18 protein-coding genes are annotated in these 17,301 nt (G+C 45.5%); 10 read left to right on the top strand and 8 right to left on the bottom strand.

Annotation, left to right across the window (positions count from 1 at the left end):
- Window positions 1-17 precede the first annotated feature (17 nt).
- From SK066_RS15360 to SK066_RS15350, 3 genes are all read left to right on the top strand, one after another.
- Entirely contained in the window at window positions 18-326 is a 309-nt protein-coding gene (locus SK066_RS15360; protein WP_229685848.1) for a barstar family protein, read from the top strand.
- Window positions 327-704: 378 nt separating this feature from the next.
- Window positions 705-1,148, top strand: a complete 444-nt coding sequence (locus SK066_RS15355; protein WP_320542144.1) for a ribonuclease — start codon at window positions 705-707, stop codon at window positions 1,146-1,148.
- A gap of 324 nt (window positions 1,149-1,472) precedes the next feature.
- Window positions 1,473-1,760 carry a barstar family protein gene (locus tag SK066_RS15350; RefSeq protein ID WP_320542143.1) on the top strand — a complete coding sequence of 96 codons (288 nt, stop codon included), beginning with the start codon at window positions 1,473-1,475 and terminating at the stop codon, window positions 1,758-1,760.
- Between the two features lie 145 nt (window positions 1,761-1,905).
- On the opposite strand, the gene SK066_RS15345 is transcribed toward SK066_RS15350, so the two are convergent.
- The 3 genes from SK066_RS15345 to SK066_RS15335 form a co-directional block, all read right to left on the bottom strand.
- A complete protein-coding gene (locus tag SK066_RS15345) occupies window positions 1,906-3,249 on the bottom strand; it encodes an MFS transporter (RefSeq protein WP_320542142.1) in 1,344 nt (447 codons plus the stop codon).
- 505 nt (window positions 3,250-3,754) lie between these two features.
- Window positions 3,755-4,399, bottom strand: coding sequence for a bifunctional 2-keto-4-hydroxyglutarate aldolase/2-keto-3-deoxy-6-phosphogluconate aldolase (locus tag SK066_RS15340; RefSeq protein ID WP_320542141.1), 645 nt, complete (start codon window positions 4,397-4,399; stop codon window positions 3,755-3,757).
- Window positions 4,400-4,467: 68 nt separating this feature from the next.
- On the bottom strand, window positions 4,468-5,265 hold the full coding sequence (locus SK066_RS15335) for an IclR family transcriptional regulator (RefSeq protein ID WP_320542140.1): 798 nt from the start codon (window positions 5,263-5,265) through the stop codon (window positions 4,468-4,470).
- A gap of 356 nt (window positions 5,266-5,621) precedes the next feature.
- On the opposite strand from SK066_RS15335, the gene SK066_RS15330 reads away from it, so the two are divergent.
- From SK066_RS15330 to SK066_RS15305, 6 genes are all read left to right on the top strand, one after another.
- Window positions 5,622-6,287, top strand: coding sequence for a P-loop nucleotide/nucleoside kinase family protein (locus tag SK066_RS15330; protein WP_320542139.1), 666 nt, complete (start codon window positions 5,622-5,624; stop codon window positions 6,285-6,287).
- A gap of 204 nt (window positions 6,288-6,491) precedes the next feature.
- Entirely contained in the window at window positions 6,492-7,031 is a 540-nt protein-coding gene (locus tag SK066_RS15325; protein ID WP_320542138.1) for a ribonuclease, read from the top strand.
- Window positions 7,032-7,731: 700 nt separating this feature from the next.
- Complete coding sequence (locus SK066_RS15320) at window positions 7,732-9,102, top strand: helix-turn-helix domain-containing protein (RefSeq protein WP_320542137.1); 1,371 nt, start codon at window positions 7,732-7,734, stop codon at window positions 9,100-9,102.
- A 292-nt stretch (window positions 9,103-9,394) separates the two neighbouring features.
- Complete coding sequence (locus tag SK066_RS15315) at window positions 9,395-9,961, top strand: SMI1/KNR4 family protein (RefSeq protein WP_320542136.1); 567 nt, start codon at window positions 9,395-9,397, stop codon at window positions 9,959-9,961.
- Window positions 9,962-10,331: 370 nt separating this feature from the next.
- Entirely contained in the window at window positions 10,332-11,333 is a 1,002-nt protein-coding gene (locus tag SK066_RS15310; RefSeq protein WP_320542135.1) for an ABC transporter substrate-binding protein, read from the top strand.
- 119 nt (window positions 11,334-11,452) lie between these two features.
- Window positions 11,453-11,950, top strand: a complete 498-nt coding sequence (locus SK066_RS15305) for a tetratricopeptide repeat protein (RefSeq protein ID WP_320542134.1) — start codon at window positions 11,453-11,455, stop codon at window positions 11,948-11,950.
- A gap of 68 nt (window positions 11,951-12,018) precedes the next feature.
- Here SK066_RS15305 and SK066_RS15300 read toward each other — a convergent pair whose 3' ends face one another.
- Window positions 12,019-12,315, bottom strand: coding sequence for a hypothetical protein (locus SK066_RS15300; protein WP_320542133.1), 297 nt, complete (start codon window positions 12,313-12,315; stop codon window positions 12,019-12,021).
- Window positions 12,316-12,650: 335 nt separating this feature from the next.
- Between SK066_RS15300 and SK066_RS15295 the strand changes: the two genes are divergently transcribed.
- Window positions 12,651-13,379, top strand: coding sequence for a class I SAM-dependent methyltransferase (locus SK066_RS15295; protein ID WP_320542132.1), 729 nt, complete (start codon window positions 12,651-12,653; stop codon window positions 13,377-13,379).
- 148 nt (window positions 13,380-13,527) lie between these two features.
- Here SK066_RS15295 and phnE (SK066_RS15290) read toward each other — a convergent pair whose 3' ends face one another.
- The 4 genes from phnE (SK066_RS15290) to SK066_RS15275 all read right to left on the bottom strand — a co-directional run bounded on the left by phnE (SK066_RS15290) (window position 13,528) and on the right by SK066_RS15275 (window position 17,188).
- Entirely contained in the window at window positions 13,528-14,325 is a 798-nt protein-coding gene (phnE, locus tag SK066_RS15290) for a phosphonate ABC transporter, permease protein PhnE (RefSeq protein ID WP_250345444.1), read from the bottom strand.
- Window positions 14,322-15,119, bottom strand: a complete 798-nt coding sequence (gene phnE / locus SK066_RS15285; protein ID WP_320542131.1) for a phosphonate ABC transporter, permease protein PhnE — start codon at window positions 15,117-15,119, stop codon at window positions 14,322-14,324. The genes phnE (SK066_RS15290) and phnE (SK066_RS15285) overlap by 4 nt, the downstream gene beginning before the upstream one ends.
- Window positions 15,116-15,949, bottom strand: a complete 834-nt coding sequence (gene phnC / locus SK066_RS15280) for a phosphonate ABC transporter ATP-binding protein (protein ID WP_320544895.1) — start codon at window positions 15,947-15,949, stop codon at window positions 15,116-15,118. The genes phnE (SK066_RS15285) and phnC overlap by 4 nt, the downstream gene beginning before the upstream one ends.
- Window positions 15,950-16,243: 294 nt before the next feature.
- Complete coding sequence (locus tag SK066_RS15275; RefSeq protein ID WP_188776531.1) at window positions 16,244-17,188, bottom strand: phosphate/phosphite/phosphonate ABC transporter substrate-binding protein; 945 nt, start codon at window positions 17,186-17,188, stop codon at window positions 16,244-16,246.
- Window positions 17,189-17,301: the final 113 nt, after the last annotated feature.

Below are 17,301 nucleotides of genomic sequence, written 5' to 3'. Positions count from 1 at the left end.
AAGGTAGGGTGTGGGCAATGAGAACGAATATGAAGACAGTCGTATTAAATGGGGAAGATTTTGCAACGGTGGAGGAGCTGCATATGACATTGCGGCAGGTGCTTTGCTTGCCTGCTGATTATGGTGCCAATCTCGATGCACTCTGGGATGGATTAACCGGGCAGATCGAGCTGCCACTGCAAATTGAATGGCTCAACTACGAGCTAAGCTATGAACGCCTCGGTAGCTATGCCGAGCAGGTGCTTGGACTGATGGAGGAAGTGCAGGGCGAAGGCAATGGCTTCCGTGTCTGGGTGCTGCAAAGCAGCGATGCCGTAGCATTTTAAGTATAGCTTACACGCTCGGCATGAAAAGCCAGAACGACATACAAGGATCCGCAATCGTGCGGACACCATACTGATGAATGAATACATTGAAAAGCCGCATGACCCTTTGCCTATGCTGTATGCTGCTGGTAGATCCAGTGAGTATACATGACAGGTAAAGGGGCAGCGGCTTTTTTTCGTCCTGTTTAGTACATACCTCGTAATCAAAGACGGATCCTACAAACAATTATTTCAATTTTTACAAAATTAAATCATAAAATTAAAGATTTTAGCGACATCATATGGTATAACTGGTAAGTGAAGGTTGATATCTATAAACCAATGAATTGATTTAGGGTATCGAATTCAACATTATGTAGGGTACAGGAGGATGACAGGATGAAACGGTTTTGGTCAACAGCTTTACTCGCAATGATGCTGGTGGTAGTCTTTTTTGCAGGATCACAGGCAGTGCCTGCGGCAAACACGCACAAAGCGTCTGCGGCATCATGTACGATTATTAACACATTTGACGGTGTAGCTAATTATCTGGCTGCTAATGGGAAGTTGCCTTGCAATTACATAACCAAGTCACAGGCAAGCTCACTCGGCTGGGTATCCTCGAAGGGGAATCTGGCTGATGTCGCTCCTGGTAAAAGTATCGGTGGCGACACGTTCAGCAACCGTGAAGGCTTATTGCCAACAGCAAGCGGACGCGTATGGCGTGAAGCAGATATTGACTATACGTCGGGCTTCCGTAATTCCAAGCGAATCCTGTACTCGAATGACGGATTAATCTACAAAACAACCGATCATTATGAGAGCTTCACTCGTATGAGATAAGATCGATTAGCATATCGTAGTCTATACATTGTCGTTTATACAGTAATGTACAGGCATTACAACGATATGTAGATCGAAATCGTGTGACACGCGTATAGCAGGCAAACAATCAAGCAGGCAAGCAAGCCTATTCCCTCATTACATAGCGGATGTAGGAGAAATGGGCTTGTTACATAAAGATATGGTAGTATAGGAGCAAATGAGCATCTGTTTTAAGGGATATGCATTTATTTTGCCGAGTGAAGTGGAATCAATGTGTTGCCTCACGTAGATCGTGATCGATTCAAGATGCTCAATAGAGATACCGCATAAGGACGTGAACACATGAAAAAAGTGAATATTGATGGACGCTATATTTCAAGTTATAAAGAGCTGCATGATCTATTAAAAAAAAAGCTGGAGTTCCCTGACTTTTACGGGGCTAATCTGGATGCATTATGGGATTGTATAACCGGCATGATTGAGCTACCGCTGGAGCTGCATTGGAAGCATTATGAGGTTAGTGAGGAGCGGCTTGGCGAAAAGGCGCAACGTACACGTGCTGTGCTGGAGGAAGCGCACAATGAAAACATCGGCTTTGTTTTTATTGTGGAGGACGAAGCACGTCGTTAAGTCTAATCGTCTTTGCATATTATGGCTTGGTAGTATTCCATACTGCTGCATATCGTCATTCAACACGATGGAAAACCAATCAAAAACCGACCCGTGAGGTCGGTTTTTTGGTGACTTCAATTTTAATTAGGTCTAGTCAAGCTGGTCAACTAGACGAGGTGACAGGCTCAATCGGTTTTTTGAGGAAAAAGCCATACGATATAGCACCAAGCAACAATAGCCCGGCTCCCAGCAGGAATACATTATTGAAGCTGCCAGTCTGATCGAGAATCAAACCGGTAATAATCGGCGCGAGTGCAGCACCGAGGAAGCCGCCAAAGTTTTGGATGGCACCTAGCGAAGCGACCTGATCACCCGGAGCGATATCCGCTGCCAGAGTCCAGATCACACCGGATGGCAACTGAGAAGCAAAGTAGCCTACCGATAACAGAACGATACTGAGTACAGTGTTATCGATAAATGGAATCGGTGCAACCGAGGCGGCTGCTAGTATCGCACCACCTACAATTGGTACTTTGCGTGATGTAATGGGATTTACTCCTTTGCGGATAAAATAGTCTGAAATGATACCACCGACCAGCACACCGATAATGCCGGCGATAAATGGAATGGAAGCGATCCAGCCTGTCTCCTTGAGGGTAAAGCCCTGTTCCTTCTCCAGATAACTTGGTAGCCACGTCAGGTAAACCCAGATCGTAAACATAATACCGAAGTTACCAATAATCATAAACCAGGTGCTTTTATGTTTGAATAGAGAAGACCAGCTCGCAGTAGGCGTTTGGCTTGTCTGTGCTTCGCGCTGGGGCTGATTCACGGACGTTGTGTTGGTCTGTTCATGATCGGATGTATGAATGAGCTGCTGTTCAGCAAATGTAGGATCACGATAGATTTTTAGCCAGATGATCATAAGTAACAGCCCTGCGACCCCGATCACAATAAACATCCCGCGCCAGCTCATCGTTAACATCAAAGCAGTTAACAATGGTGGAGCAATCGCATTGGCGATCTGTGATCCGGTATTAATAATGGAAGTAGGCAAACCGCGCTCTTTTTTGGCAAACCAGCGTTCGTTGGACTTCAATGCTGAAGTGAAAAATGGCGACTCTGATACACCAAGCAGCATTCGCATAGCGTACAGCAACGAATAGGAATTAACAAAAGCACTGATTAATGTGGCGATTGACCATAAACCGGAAGCCCAGGCAAACATTTTACGAGGTCCGAAGCGATCCACCAACCAGCCGGCAGGCAAATTGGCAATAGCATAAGGCCACAGAAATGCCGATAGTAACAGACCCATTTGTGTTGAGGATAGCTGAAATTGCTCAGCAATCGTCGTATTGGCGACGCTCAGATTCGAGCGATCTAAATAGTTGATGACCGCTCCGATCAATAGCAGGATGACAATGCCCCAGCGCAATTTTGGTTTGGAAGTCGTTGGGGGTTGCGGTGAGGTTTTGCCCAGCGGTGGAGTAGAAGGAATAGCCATTGGTTAACACTCCTTATTGTTGAATAAATAGTTGAATCAAGTACATAAATAGTCTTTTAAATATCTAAAATAGGTTGTTATAAGAAAAATAGTTTTAATCAGCTTTGCACCGGAATGACCGAAAAGATTGAAACAATTGAAAAGATTGAAAAGATTAAATTATTCAGCTACTATCCAGCTAATGATTAAAAATTATAGCTGCTCAGTACATTGTCAAGCATCGTTTGCCGTTCATCAGAAATACACCGTTAGATCTATATCGAATTCAATAACTCTGATCAAATGTTTGCGTTTACAAAACGGATCAAAAAAATACGGTGGCTTAGCAATAATAGACAATCTGCGTACCGTACATATGGGGTCGGCACATTGGAAAATGCGGAGCATATGCTATTGAACATGCTCCGTCCAATGTAAGCGATCACGTTGCTAATGCCTATACGTGCCTGTACATGTCTGTACGGGAACCACTCGTTATTAATTATTCCAGTTGTGTATATTCCGCTTAGCGTGCTGCGGCTACAGCAGCCAGAAACTCTCGTGCAGCAGCGGTGACCCGGCTATAGTCGCCATCTTGCTGTGCAGCTTTCGTAATGTAGCTACCAACACCGACGCCGATACAGCCTGCTTGCAGCCATTCCTGCACATTTTGTGGAGTTACGCCTCCAGTTGGCACGATTGGCGCTTGCGGAAGGGGAGCAGTGACCGTTTTGACGAACTGTGGCCCCAGCGTTTCGGCAGGAAATAGCTTCACAATGTCAGCACCTGCTTGTAGCGTATCGAAAATTTCGGTTGGTGTATAAGCACCACTGATCGTTACAGCCTGATACCGATTAGCCACACGAATCATATCCGGATTGAGCTGCGGGCTGACAAGCATTTCAGCACCTGCCAGGATGGCAGCGCGTGCGGTTTCAGCGTCTAATATCGTGCCTGCACCTATCAGTACATCATCGTTTTTATATTTGTTCGATAGTGTACGAATGATGCCAAGTGCATTGGGAACACTCATTGTAATTTCCAGTGCTTTGATCCCGCCTTCAACAGCCGCGTCGGCAACTGCCAGCGCTTCTTCTTCACTGTCCAGACGAATGATCAGCACGATGCCAGTCTCGGCGATTCGATTTAGATTATCCAGCTTTCTCCACATTGTCATATCCTCCAGTTGGTTATTCGCCAGCGTATTGTGTTGTAGTAGGTGTACTATAAAAAGAACGATTAATCAGCTAGATGGGTATACAATTGCTGTCCACGGTAGCCAAGCTGATTGGATAACTTGAGCGCCGTTTCCTTCACGAGTGCTACAATCATTTGCTCACGTTCTTCATTCATACTGGAATACATACTCGCAACACTAATTGCGGCTGCCGGTTGATTCCATTGATCATAAATGGCTGAGGCGATACAATACATTTCCATATTATCCTCACGATCATCAATGGAATAACCGCGTTTGCGGATCGCATGCAAGTCTTGCAGCAAGGCAGGCAGAGTCGTTTTGGAATATAAAGTACGTGAAGGCAGATCGCCATCCCCAAGTAGATTCGTAACGCGTTGATCGGACATGGCTGCCAGCAATGACTTGCCCAGACCGGTTGTATGAATATAACGTCGGGAACCAAGATTAGCAGTAGGGCGCATAACGGAATAGCTTTCCGCCTTGTCCAAATAAACGACTTTTCCTTTATCTTCGATACCTAAAAAAACAGTGCTGCCCGTTTGTCGGTTCAACTCCTGCATGAATGGTCTTGCCAAATGGGGAATCTCCAGATTAGATACATAGGACATCCCGGTTTCGAAAATACCAAGCCCCAGACGATACGTTTTCAGGCGCGCATCATCCAACTCAATGAAGCCTTTGTACAATAACGTTTGAACGAGCTCAAAAGCGCTGCTTTTGGGCAATTCTAATTGTTTGCAGATTTCATTTAACGTCAGAGGCATTTCGCTTTTGGCGAGTAATACAAGCAGGTCGACGACCCGTTCAGCAGATTTGTTCACACGAAATTTTTCCATATGGACTCCTTTAATAGGTTTTAAAGTTCGCATATGTGAACAAGTTTCGCTATATCGAATATACGGCTTATTATATAGACAACATTTTTGAAATTCAATAACTTTTACACAAAAAAAAATTACGATTATGTGCAGAAAAAGTTATTGAAATAAAAATGAAAACGTTATACGCTAAATCTAATTATTCGATATTAGGAACTAAGTTCGCATATGTGAACTTAATATTATGATCTATTTTTGTTATTGTATGCGTATTCAGTGTTACATATGAATGCTACAATGAGCCTCATCCATGCTATTTTATCATTAGTCGGACGTTTGCCCAATGGTTATTCAGTGGGAAAGGGAGTAATTAAATGACAGCTACAGTTGTGTTTTTGATCGGTTCCGCAGGTTCAGGAAAATCGACAATCGGCAAATATATTGCGAGTCGGTATGGTTGTACGTATTTGGATAAAGATATCGTGTGCAATACCTTTACTGGCACTTTGCTCGAGGCCAATGGATATGCCGCTTACGAACGGGATGGTTGCGATTATTATCGTAATGTCGTCATGCCACTGGAATATCGCGCATTGCTTGATATTGCGAATGAGAATGTGCAATTAGGTCAGTCTGTCATACTGGATGCGCCATTTCTTAGCTATTTTGCAGAGCAAGATTATGTAAAAGGAATTGTCGAGCACTATGGGTGGGATTCGAATCTTGTCCACCCACTGGTGTTACAGGTGAATGTAAATGTGGACGTTTTACGTAAGCGTATACAGGAACGGAATTTAGAACGTGACCAATGGAAATTTGAGCACTGGGATGAATTTGTAGAAGGATTACGACAGAAGGTATGCTTGTGGGATGAAGTCGATCGAATTGAATATGATAACAGTGCACATACGCTGGATGAGGAACAGTTGAAGCAGCAATTGCAGGTGCATTTTGCTCACTGTCCTTACGCTTCTATGCAGGCAGAGATGAGTTCAGACGATGATGCAAGCAGCCAGACATCATGTAAGCCGATGACATGATCGCCATTCACGATAGACGATGCTTTTATGATGGAATGCCTGGATGATGAGCAGGAATGGGGTATAACATTTGATAGTGTTGCTGTATACTTTGGTATAATTATAAGAAGTGTGATGGGGATTCAAGTAGACGGTTGATCGTCATCTGCTTGAACAGCAAACTTTTTATTAATGTAGCAGACTATACAACAGACAGGAGAAATTATGTCCAGAAAAACGTTATCCAGTATTCTTTTTGTAATTGTTGCGATTGTAGCTGTATTATTCGGTGCCAATGAATGGAATGGGCAACAGCAGGCACCTGCTCATTCGTCTACTTCAACGACAGCCACGCATGAAGATAATTCAGATGCATCCCATAAAGTCAGCGGCGGCACATCGGGTAGTAAGCCAGCCACTTCAGAATCGTGTACGATTATTAATACCTTTGATGGTGTAGCTAATTATTTGCGTCAGCATGATGGTCGGCTACCGTGCAATTATATTACGAAAAAGCAAGCGGAACGATTAGGCTGGGAATCGTCCAAGGGGAATCTAACCGAGGTTGCGCCAGGTAAAAGTATCGGCGGCGACACATTCAGCAACCGTGAAGGCTTATTGCCCAAAGCCTCTGGCCGCAAATGGCATGAAGCGGATATCAACTATACGTCCGGTTTCCGTGGTGCCGATCGTATTTTATATTCTAGTGACGGCTTGATCTACAAAACGACGGATCATTATCAATCCTTCCAGCAGATCAAGTAAGCAGCCAATATAGAATGCAGTACATTAAATGTAATGAATGGAATGTAGTGAAATGCAGTTAGTTTAGATAAGCAAGGCAAAAGAACCAGTATACAGCATGCACAGACGACCATAGGGTTCCGAACAGGGAATCGTATGGTCGTTTTGCTAAGGAGGGAAATGAAGAATGTATGTTTTACATGATGTACAGCGATATGAGTCCACGATAGATGAGGGTAATAAGGCAATGGAGTTTCAGCTGCTACATAGGAAGAAGGATGAGCTGCACAGTCTACTTCTACCCATACCCATTGACCCCTCATCGACCATAAATACGAAGCAGCCAATCGCTGCTATGACCCAACGCTATTCACTCTGGATCATTCAAAGTGGCTCAGCGTGGCTTAGTCTAGAGCGGCAGCCGAAGACACGAATAACAGCGGGACAATGTGTACTGCTAGAACCGGATTGTCATTATACGATAGGGGATGCAGAAGAAGAGATATCATCTTCGGAATCGGAAAAATACACAGACTCTGAGCTATACCGACAGGAAGCTAAAAGTAACAGTACGAGATCAACTTCTGCTAACGTTAGTCAAAAGCAATCGTTCAGCTGGCTTGAGATCACTTTTGATTATATGGGGGAGATGGAGCTTCAAGATGATCGTATCAAGCATACAGCATGCACGAACCCTTCATACACTCGGGAAAGACGATGGATGACGACCAGAGCGCCATTTGCCTGTAATGGTGTGTTATCCATAAGGCAGAGTCGTGAAGTGCAGCGACTTGCTGTACGTTTGTTCATGCTGCGTACCGAGATGGAGCAACAGACGGCGAGTAAGGAGTCGTCAACGAATGGATTCAATCATCAGGGCAACATGGAAGCTGTATTATTTCAGCACATGATTCATGAGCTGCTCGGTGTACAGCCTGAGGCTACTGCGAAGCCACTGCCTGATTCGGATACGCATCTGGAACAGACGATTGCCTATATGGAGCAATATTATGGACAAACGATCACGCGCAATAAGCTCGCCAGCATTGCCAGGCTCAGTCCGTGGTATTATTCGACTTCCTTTCAGCAGCGTTATGGGATGAGTCCGATGACATATTTGAATGAAGTACGCTTGCGGCGTGCGAAGGAGCAGCTAGTGATCGGTAAGCTACCCGTCCGCGATATTGCAGATCAATGTGGATTTCGAGATGAAAGCTATTTTCGCCGCCGCTTCAAGGCTTCGGTCGGTGTAACGCCATTACGTTTTGCCGGACAAAAGCGAGAACGTATAGCGGATATGTCCTATGCCTATGTTCCGCATCTGCTAGCTTTACAGGTCGCTCCTTATGCTGCAATGGTCAATGAGGAACGTGATGTACATCGCCGTCCATACCATGCGTCGATTACAGTACCTTTACCACGTCAACGGCAGATGACCGAAGCGCTATGGGAGCATAATATGAAGCTACTGGCGTCCGCAGCTCCAAGCGTCATTCTATGTGATGATGGAAAGGAACGGATGCCCTATCGACAACAGCTGGAGCAGATCGCACCGTGTCTGTATGTACCGTGGAAGCAGCTGGATTGGCGCAGTCAGCTACGTCAGGTAGCCGAATATGTACATCATGAATCGACCGCATCACTATGGTTGGAGCGCTATGAGCAAAGTATTCATGCTGCTCGCCAGCAGCTAGAGCGCACGGTAGCGGGCGATAGCATTATGCTACTTCGCATAACCGGCAAGCAACTCGCTGTATACGGTAGACGTAATGTAGGCGCGGTGCTGTACGATGATCTACAGCTGCACTGTCCGTATGATATCGATACGATTGAGGTGGAGCGCATTGTCGAGCTAGACTTTATAGAGCAAACTGATCCCCAGCATCTGTTACTCGTGATCGATCAGGAGTCAATATCGATTGCTCACTGGGAGCGTATTCGTCAGGATGAGCGCTGGTTGGAGCTTACAGCGGTGCGTACAGGACAAGTACATCGACTTTCAGAAATGCCCTGGCTGGAATATAGCCCACTTGCACATCAATGGATCGCAGAGCGGCTGCCGTCTATTTTACAGTCGTCCTATCCAAGCTAGCCTGTACTATTCCCACCGCACAATCGTACCGAGTCAACTTCGCACAATCCGTTCTGGTGCCAAGCAAAAGGGGATGCTATCATCTTGTATTATGGCATGTACACAACCCCATTGGAGTCATAACCGAAGCGAAAGCAGGGTCAAAAAAGTTTTAAACATGTTTCCCGTTTGTTCATCACAAGTAGCCAAGTCGAAGTACCGATAATTTTTCACTTTATTCAAAAAGGATTCGCTGATATGTCGTTCTGTACATGCTCTACTACATATTCATAATTGTAAGGAGCGCATAGGAATGTTGAATATTTCTGAAATGAAGCGGTTGTTAAAATTGAATAGGTTATCATTTGATCGTGGATTGACTGCTGAAGAGTTCGAACAAATCGAACAGACCTACAGTCTACGCTTTCCTCCCGATCTGCGCGAGATGTTATCCCATATGGTGCCCATAGGAACAGGATGTCCAAAATGGCGTGACTTATCTAAGCACGGTATAGCCTCTATGCAGCAGTATTTAAATAAGCCACTGCAAGGCATTTTATTTGATATTCAGCATAATCAATTCTGGTATCCTGCCTGGGGTGAACGTCCAGAAGATAACAAGGCAGCTCAGGAAATCGCTATACAGCACTATGCTAATGTGCCACAACTCATCCCTATATACATGCATCGTTATATGCCGATGGAGCCTTGTGAAGCTGGCAATCCAGTACTGTCTGTATATCAGACCGATGTCATTGCCTATGGTACCCACCTGGAGGAGTATTTTCAAATTGAATTTAATAAGAAGCCTTATCAGAGTATGGATTTTGCTTCGATGAAGCCGATTGAGTTTTGGCTTGATTTGGATCAGCCAGTTTAAGCTTTGTATAGAGTTTGGTATAGCGTAACGAAGATGATAGTTTTTGTTTTGGGCTTTGCGCTCTTGTATAGAAGATATACAAGTTGCGATATTATAAACAACTAGATAACTAAGGCGTGTACGCAAACATTTTTGGCTGAGGTACATACCACTGCGACAAGGAATAAGGAGAGGGACTCTGGTCTTGTATTTGGATATGAATTTACGGAGTAGGGATTCATAGGAGTAGGAGTTCATAGTAGATACTCGTGCTCCAAGATCATATCACCCGCTAATTTCCTTCTCGCGGTGAAGTGCTCCCATCCATAGAAGTTCGCCTACACGCCTTAATGAATGAGAATTATTATCATTGAAAAGGGGTATTATGAACGTGAAACGAATATCTGGCATGATCGCGATTATTTTTACCATATTGTTGCTTGTTACCGCATGTGGTGGAGCCAATAGTGGATCAAATGGAGCTGCCTCCAGCTCTAATGAGCAAACAGCAGGACAGACCCAATCTGCCAATGAAGCAAAAGACTCCTCTGCTACCTATCCCATGACGGTCGAGCATGCATCTGGCAAAATCACTTTGGAGCAGCAGCCGAAGCGCATTTATGCACCTTATATGGAGGATGCGCTGCTGACGCTAGGGATTAAGCCTGTAATGAAATGGTCATATGGCCCACTCGTGCAGCAATATTTGGAGCCGCAGCTTGCAGATGTACCGAAAATCGATTTTTCTGGTGGTAACAATTACGAGCAGGTGCTTGCCGCTCAGCCTGATCTGATCGTGCTCTATAGCTCGGAAATGGCAGCGAATGGTGCATATGAGCAATTTTCGAGTATTGCGCCGACCTATGTATTTCCAGACGCAGCTGGAGATTGGAAAGGAACGGTTCAAGTGCTGGGTCAGCTCACAGGTAAAGAGACCGAAGCCAAAAAAGCGATTAGCGATTATGATGGACTGGTAAAGCAAGCACGCCAACAGCTTGAGCCGATCACAATGGGTAAAACATTTGCCATTATCCGCATCAAGCCGAAGGAAATTAATCTGATGGAGGGTATCTACTTTAGCGGAGTTACGTTGTATCATGATCTGGGCTTAACACCAGACCCGCTGGTCAAAGAGAAATCCTGGGACAAGTTTGCCACCTTATCATTAGAAGGCTTATCACAGCTAAACGCCGATTACATTTTCTATACGATTCAAGGCGATGATGCGGTAAGCAATGAGCAGACGATTCAGTCCAGCTCGATCTGGAAGTCATTACCTGCTGTACAGAAGGGTCATGCATACAAGGTCGAAAATAACTACTGGCTTGCCAGCGGAGCGATTGCGAATACGATGCAGATCAAGGATGTGCTTCGTTTAGTAACTGCTCCATAATAACGCAGACAGTGCATCTCAGGTGCACTGTCTTTTTATGCTGTGCTAGAATAGAAAGGATACATATATTGTTGAGCATTGAACATACGGGTTTTCAACGCAAACGAAGGAGTGATCTAATGAATATGACACTTGAGCAATCGATTCAATATGCAGCCGATCTGCGTAGTAATGGACAGGCAACACAGGCAAAAGAACTGCTGGAGCAGCTGATACAGCTTCATCCTACTCAGCCAGATGTGCTGTACCAGCTTGCCTGGACATGTGATCATCTTGGACTGGAACGCGAAGCTGTACCTTATTATGAGCAAGCACTAGCGCATGGATTACGTGGTGAGGATCGACCGGATGCATTGCTCGGTTTGGGTAGCACGTATCGTACACTCGGTAGATATGAAGATTCGGAGCGCTTGTTACAGACAGCTATCGCTGAATATCCCGAGCGCAGAGAATTGCAGGTGTTTTATGCGATGACGCTGTATAATCTGGGGCGATCTCATGAGGCAGTGGGGCTGCTACTTGAGCAGCTGGCAGCTACAAGCGCAGATGCCGGGATCACGCAATACAACAAGGCCATGCGTTTTTACGCGGACAAGCTCGATCAGGTTTGGACATAGGTTTCTCTGAACCTAAGGAAGCCAAGCTGATCTATCAGTACATGCAAATAGCCACAAGTCGTGAATAGTTACGACTTGTGGCTATTTGCTGTGCCAAGACGAATATAATCAAGCTCTGGCTGCTGTAATGGAGCTTTTTCAAAACGAATATCGTAATACTGATCCAGCTTCACCAGCTGCACAATATCGTCGGTTGTGCGTAAGGTCTGCTCCTTATTACCGAGCTGGATCACGATGCCTTTATCGTTAACACCGATGATCTGGTAGGTGCCCTCTGTAACCTGAATGCTACTCCGATATACAAAGGTCACAGCAATGAACGAGATAATGGCTATAACGATTATTTGCAAAATGAGTCTTCTCATACGCTATCACTCCGGTTCGAGCTTTTAGTTAACTCCAACATATCAAAGTTCATTCGCCTGTGCATCCGTCCACAGGCTGAATCAACACTGTACTGTAGTCGTGCTACGGCTACATGCAGCAATAAGAAAAGTGTATGAATAGCTGTGGATAGGAATAAAACGCAGTGATAGAGGGAAGCATATCATGGAGCAGCTAGGTACATCGGGGCTGCTATGTAATAATCCGTTCATTTCTGCAACCTGTATCGCTATCTTCACGTCTGGAAAGTGCTGGATATTGCTTGAGCTGATCTATTCGACTATCGTGGAATAAGACAAGAAAGGATGCGACAGACATGAAACAAAATCTGTACGATAATCCAGAGTTTTTCGAATATTATACCCGTTTGCGTGAATCGAAGATTACTTTTAATGATTTTGTAGAACAGCCTGCCTTTCGTTCTGTATTGCCATCACTGGAAGGCAAAAGAGTGCTTGATCTAGGCTGTGGTTCAGGTCAACTGGCTGCTTATATGCTAGAGCAGGGCGCAGCACAGGTGATTGGCACTGATATTTCCACTCGTATGCTTAGTCTGGCACCGCAGCACCCGCAGATTGAATATATTCAATCGCCAATGGAGGAACTTGATTTCCCGGGAAATTCATTCGATCTGGTCGTCAGCTCGCTTGCACTGCATTATGTCGAGCATTATGAGGCGATGATGCAGAAGATCGCCGACTGGCTCAAGGACGGTGGTCAGCTGGTCTTTTCAACCGAGCATCCGATTGTGACCGCTAAGTTGGATAAGGAAGGCTGGATCGAGGATGAAGAAGAACGGCTTTATTATGCAGTCGACAATTACAGTCAGGAGGGAATCAGATGCTCTCACTGGGTAGTCGACGACGTAATTACATATCATCGCCGTATCTCTACACTGATCAATGGAGTGATTGGGAGCGGACTAAGGATCGATGCTGTACTGGAGCCAGAGCCGACAGAGGAAGGACTGGAGAAAATGCCGCAGCTGGTGAATGAGCTACGGAAGCCTTCATTTGTAATCATCAGGGCGAGTAAATCGAGATGAAGTTGGACAAAGCTTATACAATACAATGATAAATAATAATCATAAATACCGATCATAAAACAAAAAAAAGCGCTCTAGCTAAACAGAGCGCTTTTTCTCATTTCGATTAAGCATGTATACACTTGGTTAAACTACCCATCGGGAACGATCACACAATCTTCTTCCGAATCCAGCCGGAGATCAGGTCAGTCAAAATAACCAGAATAATAATCCCGAGTAAAATTACGCCGACACGGTTCCAGTTACGTGACGTGAGGGCGAATAGTAGCGGTGTACCGATACCGCCTGCGCCAACCAGACCGAGCGTAGTGGCAGAACGCATATTGATCTCAAACCGATACAGAGCATACGAGAAGAACTGCGGAATGACCTGCGGCAGTACAGCGAACCATAGCACCTGTAGCTTACTTGCGCCAGCAGCGGTTAGTGCTTCCGATGGTCCCTGATCGATACTTTCGATTGATTCGGCATATAGCTTGGCAAGCATACCGACTGAGTGTACACCTAGCGCCAGCACTCCGGCAAAGGAGCCAGGGCCAACTGCTTTGATGAACAGAATGGCTACGATCATTTCTGGAAATACACGAATCACACTCAGCACGACTTTACCTGTACCCGAAATTGCGCGTAGCTTACTCATATTGGCAGCTGCCCAGAAGGCAAATGGAATACATAGAAATGCCGATACAAATGTACCGAGAATAGAGATAGTCAGCGTCTCCAGCAAGCCACGCAGTAGATCCTCACCCTCTGGATCATATACATAATCCCAATCCGGATGCATAAAGCCATCCAGGATCGATAAGGATACCGACTTGGCTGTCGATTGAACACCCTCAAAGTTCAGTCCGTTAAATGCCCACAAATATACAGCGATCAATACAGCAATCCACACCCACGGACGAATGCGATGCCATAGCGGTCTTCTAGCAGAGATTGAATTCATAGCAGCTTCCTCCGTACAACCGTACTGGCATAATCAATCACAAGCACTACAGCCAGCGTCAGTAAAATAATAATAGCCGCGCGATCATAACGGAACAGACCGAGCGAGCGATCCAGCAGCAAGCCAATTCCACCTGCGCCTACAAGTCCGAGCACCGAGGCTGCACGCACATTGACCTCAAACGCATACAGCAAGTACGACATATAATAAGGCATCGCCTGTGGCAATACAGCAAACACGATCAGCTGTAGCTTGTTGGCACCAACAGCAGTCATGGCCTCCAGTGGGCCTGGATCAATCGACTCAATCGCTTCAAATGTAAGCTTAGCGATCAGACCGAAGGAGAAGAATAGAATCGCCAGCATACCAGCAAATGGCCCAATACCAAACACCGCAACGAAAATAGCGGCAAATAGCAAATCTGGAATAGTTCGTACCAGGTTAAGTACTAAGCGAACCGGCATCGCCACCCAGCGATTGGACGTTACATTGTAGGCACATAGTAAGGCAAATGGAATAGCCAGCAGTCCACCGAGCATCGTACCGACCAGCGCAATTTGAATCGTTTCGACCATCGGTTCCCAGATTTTCGGTAAATAGCTCCAGTCCGGAGGCACCATTTCACCTAATAGATAGCCCATTTGTGGCAATCCGCGTATGAGCTGATATGGAGTAACCTCCGTTTGAATCGAGCAAACGATGATCAGAGCGAGAAACAACGCCCAAGTTGCATAGCGTTTATAACGCGGCGGTGCAGCGATCACAGGCGATGCTTGATTGGTATTGGCACTCATGAGGATTCACCAACTGATGCTGTGACCGGTTTGCCATCCAGCGTGACGATCTCTTCAGCAGGCGAGCTTGCACCCAGCACCTCATCACGATGAATAGAGCGTCCATAAATATGAGCAAATGCTTCGTCGGTCGCTTCCTCGGGCGTACCGTCGAATACAATCTCACCTGCGCGTAGACCGATAATACGTGTCGCATATTCGCGAGCCAGATCGATAAAGTGCAGATTGATGATCGTTGTAATTTTCAGATCGCGGTTAATTCGGCGTAGATCGTCCATAACCTGACGAGTCGTCAACGGATCAAGTGATGCTACCGGTTCGTCAGCTAAAATGATTTGTGGCTCTTGAGCCAGTGCTCTCGCAATCGATACACGCTGCTGTTGTCCACCGGATAGCTGATCTGCACGGCTATACGCTTTATCGCGGATATTGACACGTTCCAGCGCATCCATGGCCAGTTGGGTATCCTCTGCTGGAAACATACCAAGCATCGTACGTAGCGTCGAATGATGACCGACACGGCCAGACAATACATTGCGTAATACAGTTGAACGCTTAACTAGATTAAAGTTTTGGAAGATCATCCCGATGCCGCGGCGAATGTGTCTCAAGCCTGCACCCGATGCGTTCGTAATGGACTGTCCATTGATCATAATATTGCCTTCACTAATATCGTTTAGACGGTTAATCGAGCGGAGTAATGTGGATTTACCTGCACCGGAAAGTCCAACAATAACGACAAGCTCGCCCTCACCAATCGTTAGATTAATATTGTTCAGACCACGTGTTCCATTGGGATATACTTTCGATACATTTTGAAATTCAATCATCATAAAGCCCAACTTTCTGTATAAAATCGTGCCTGTCTGTAGCTCAGCCATTCTGACAGGAGGTAGGTTGTTAGGTAGGTTATTTAAGCAAGCTGATCGTAGCTTGTTCGCTTTCAAACAAAGATACATACAAACGAGTGGATGGATTCAGCGCTAGAATCATTGTATTCAGCGATACATGCATAGAAGCGAACAGGCAGCACCGCCCGCAAAAGAAGGACGGTGCTGCCTTAATCATGGATCATGTGATGTCATGGATATCGCTATATTGTATACCGCTATAAGAGGCTGGAATTATTGAGCCTGACCGACTTCTTTTGCATATTCGCGTACTGGATCGAAGTTTTTGTCATCGCCTTTTTCATAGCCTACGTGAGTATAAATGTCTTCGATAATTTTTTGTCCTTCTGGATCATTACCGATATCAATGAACGCCTGGCTAATTTTGTCTCTCCAGGTCTGATCCATATCCGAGCGTACGCTGATCGTATCGTTTGGAATTGGAGCCGTGAAGTGAATCACACGAGTCTGGTCAAATACGGTTGGTACATCTTTTTTCACTGTGTTGCGTGCATCCTGGAATACAGCTACAGCATCAACTTGACCATTCAGCAGTGCCATAACAGCTGCATCATGACCTTTGATCGTTACGCCTTGAACGTCTGTATCCGGGTCAATGCCAGCTTTTTTCAGCTCAGCAGCCGGGAACACATAACCAGCGGAAGAGGTTACATCCTGCCAGCCGATCTTTTTACCCTTCAGGTCAGTCAATGATTTGATCGGGGAATCCTTTTTAACGATAATCATGGACTTGTAGTAGTTCACTTTTTCTGTTGTTGGTTGACCTGTCTCGTCGTTCACACCATAGCGCTGTGCTTGCAGCAGCAGATCAGCCGCTTTACGGTTGTCGTGAGCAAGTACATATGCGTTTGGAGGCAGGAAGCCTACATCTACCTGACGGGAAGCCATCGCTTCAACGATTGTGTTATAGTCTGGAGATACGGACACACTTACTGGAATGCCCAGCTTGTCGCCCAGCAGCTTCTCTAGTGGCTTTGCTTTTGCTTCAAGTGTTTCTGCATTTTGCGAAGGTACAAATTGCACCTTGAGTTCAGTAGGTACATATGCCGTGCTCGCTGCTGTACCGGAGCTTGCAGATGTGGAAGGATTGCCGCCACAAGCGGTCAAGCCAACGGCGAAAGCCAGAGTCATACCAATTGCTAATACTTTTTTAAACAACGTTATTTCCCCCTAGGATGTCATAGAATATAAGCTTATGTAACGCCTATGAACAGATTCAGCGACCAGACCCTATGCTGCCCTATTACCGATCCGATAGCTGGAATATAGTA

This window comes from Paenibacillus hunanensis, assembly GCF_034055775.1.
GTDB lineage: Bacteria > Bacillota > Bacilli > Paenibacillales > Paenibacillaceae > Saccharibacillus > Saccharibacillus hunanensis.
Note: the sequence above shows the minus strand (reverse complement) of the source record. Positions and strands in the feature narration are given on the sequence as shown.